The organism is Paenibacillus sp. E194 (assembly GCF_000935845.1).
GTDB lineage: Bacteria > Bacillota > Bacilli > Paenibacillales > Paenibacillaceae > Paenibacillus_B > Paenibacillus_B alvei_B.
In genome coordinates this window covers 1-2,866 of sequence record NZ_JMDX01000412.1, presented here as the reverse complement: position 1 = coordinate 2,866, position 2,866 = coordinate 1, and the positions used below count along the sequence as shown (strand labels likewise).

Here is a 2,866-nt window from a genome sequence, read left to right as displayed (position 1 = left end):
GCTTCGTAAACGAGTACGAGCAGATAAGCACAATCGCCACAGGCGACAGCCATAGGCAGAAAGAGTTCAGCATCCCTGCCGCTGCGATAAAGATCGCAAAGTTGATGATGACGAACAGCGTCACTTCACGCCCATGCAGCAGCTTCTGCGGCATATGCCTATGCGCCGTGCGCGGATTCGCTGCATCGAATGGCAAATCGGCCAAGCGATTGAACGCATTCGCTCCATTACGGGCTGCTACGAGCGCGATGAGCGACCAGAGCATAACGTGGAAGGAAGGAATCCCTCCTGCTGCCCATACCATCGAAATGATGGCGAACGGCAGTGAGAACAGCGTATGGGAGAACATGACCAGTTCTCCGAACATGCGCGTTTTGCGAATAACCTTTTGGATAGTAACCATAGCTTACATACACCCCATGAGTGTTCAAATATCTATTTCTATTGTCCTTAACAGGCACAATTCCAACCCGCTAGATGCGATCATGTTGCCCTGCTAGGAGCTCTCTATTCAACAGAGTCCAATGGACGTTTCCGAATCGAGGCGAAGCAGCCTATTGAACCGCTTCCGCCAATACTGCGTCCAGTTCCTTCAGCATCCCCTCAATATCTTGCTCGTTCATCACGAGCGGCGGCTGGAAGGCTAGCACGTTGCGGCCAATGCCGTTTTTCCCAATAATATAGCCGCGATCCTTCATCGCTTCCAATACGCGATCCGTCAGTGCTGCGCTATCTTGTTCGTCTGTACCGTGCAGCTCCGCACCAAGCATCATGCCTTTGCCGCGTACATCAACGAGTACCGCATGCTTCGCCTGCAGTGCCTGCAAGCCTGACTTCAACTGATTCCCGAGCCGTTCTGCACGGCCTACCAAGTCTTTCTGCTCAATATAATCGAGTACAGCCAGCGCAGTAACGGAAGATACCGGATTACCGCCAAATGTCGATGCCGACGCACGGTTGAAGCTTGCCGCGATCTCATCTGTTGTCGCAAATGCACCGATTGGCACACCGTTGCCTAGTGCTTTTGCCATCGAAATAATATCAGGCACAACGCCGTAATGCTCCATGGCAAATATACGGCCTGTACGACCGAAGCCGGTTTGGATCTCGTCGGCTATCATCAATACGCCATGCTCCTCAAGAAGCGCCTTCACCTCGCGGAAATACCAATCTGGTGGCGCAATCATGCCTCCGTTGCCTTGAATCGGTTCCACGAGCATCGCTGCAAATGTATCTCCCTTCTCCTCCAGCACCTGCTTCAGCGCCTCAATCGAGCGGCGTGCCGCCGTCTCATCGTCTGTCTCTGGATCATATGGACGGGGGATGAATGTCACTCCGCTGTCCAAATAATCATCAGCACGCCACATCGGGATGCCCGTTACGCCCATCGTCAGGAATGTACGCCCATGCAGGCCATACTCCAGCGCAATGAAATTGCGGCGCTTCGTATGAAGTCTAGCAAGCAGCATCGCACCTTCATTCGCTTCTGAGCCGCTGTTACAGAAGAAGGTACGCTTCAGATCACCCGGCAGGATTCCGTTCGCGAGCCGCTCCGCCAAGTCGACCATCGGCTGCGTCAAGTAAATCGTTGTCGTATGCTGCAGCGTCTCCAACTGCTTGATCGTCGCTCCCGTAATCGCTGGATTGCAGTGGCCGCTCGCCACGACTGATACCCCTGCGAAGAAATCAGTATATTGTGTGCCCTTCTCGTCGTACAAATACTGCATCGAGCCGCGTACAATTTGCGGTGGATTGCGATAGAAATGATGCGTGCATGGGAAGAAATATTGCTTCCGCTTCTCTATAACACCCTCAGGTCCGATATACGTTGTTTGCTCCTTGCTCACGTCGTAGCCACCCTTTCTCATCTTGAACTGAAGAAACGGCAGACTGTAACTTGCCAATTCAAGCTAGCCACGCCGCTTCTTGTTCTCTCTACTCATAACTGCATGGATTACCTTAACGATAATTCATTACCCTATCTCATTGTTCTATCTATATGTCATACGAACTTCCTTCCTACTCATTCGTCGATAGCCAAGAAAGAACGCACTATCTTTCAACAGTTATAGAACCATTACATCCCCACTATACAGCAATATAAAACCGTCATAGACCTGTTAAGCTTGCAACTAGGCTTGTACCGGCTGCAAATCAATCGACAGCGCCTCCCCGAATTGCAGCGAACCAAGCGTGTAACCTGCATATTCCGGCGTCATGCCTGCATACAATTCACCGCAGCGCGACAAGTCTTGCAGCGCTGTACGGTACGTGCTTACGATGCTGCGCAGCTGCTCAATTGTATATGACTTCCCTTCAATGCGGAAGTGGTTCACGCCTGCCTCATGCAGCTCCTTCAAGAACGGCAGATAACACAGTTCCTTCGCAATTGCCAAGTGGTTGCGTCCGCTCCAATCTCGGTATACCGGGTTCTCGCCCTTGTCTGTCAACAATACAAGATGCTGATTGTCGACGTGCTTGTTGTCCTCCTGCATGATCGGCTCCATAGCAACTGTATTTTCATACAGATCCAATTCCAGATACATGGCGATTGGCGAGCCGTGAACGATCATCTCGACCGGCACCTTCTCCGTCTCTTGCAATAGGTTCGCCAAGTCATTCAGCGGAAGCTCCAGTGAAGCATGTACCCGCTCCAATCCGAAGTGTTCATGGTACAGCTTCGCCGACATATGATTATATACGTTTAGATTGAAATCGCCAACCATCGGTAGACCGATGTCACGGAACTTATGCATAGCTCCGATATTGGTGACGAGCAATCCATCAAGTCCATAGTGACCTCCAAGCAGGAAGTGATTGTACTGCTCCATATGCAGCTCATTCATCATGCGCGGCATACCCAGAA

3 protein-coding genes are annotated in these 2,866 nt (G+C 51.3%); all 3 read right to left on the bottom strand.

What is annotated here, in order from left to right; genetic code table 11:
- A partial coding sequence (locus AZ66_RS28280) for a UbiA family prenyltransferase (protein WP_044357978.1) occupies positions 1–403 on the bottom strand: 403 nt, incomplete at its 3' end.
- Positions 404–554: 151 nt separating this feature from the next.
- Positions 555–1,868 (bottom strand): aspartate aminotransferase family protein, encoded by a 1,314-nt coding sequence (locus AZ66_RS28275; RefSeq protein WP_044357979.1) that lies wholly within the window; start codon positions 1,866–1,868, stop codon positions 555–557.
- Between the two features lie 264 nt (positions 1,869–2,132).
- On the bottom strand, positions 2,133–2,866 hold a 734-nt coding region (locus tag AZ66_RS28270), incomplete at its 5' end, for a U32 family peptidase (protein WP_044357976.1).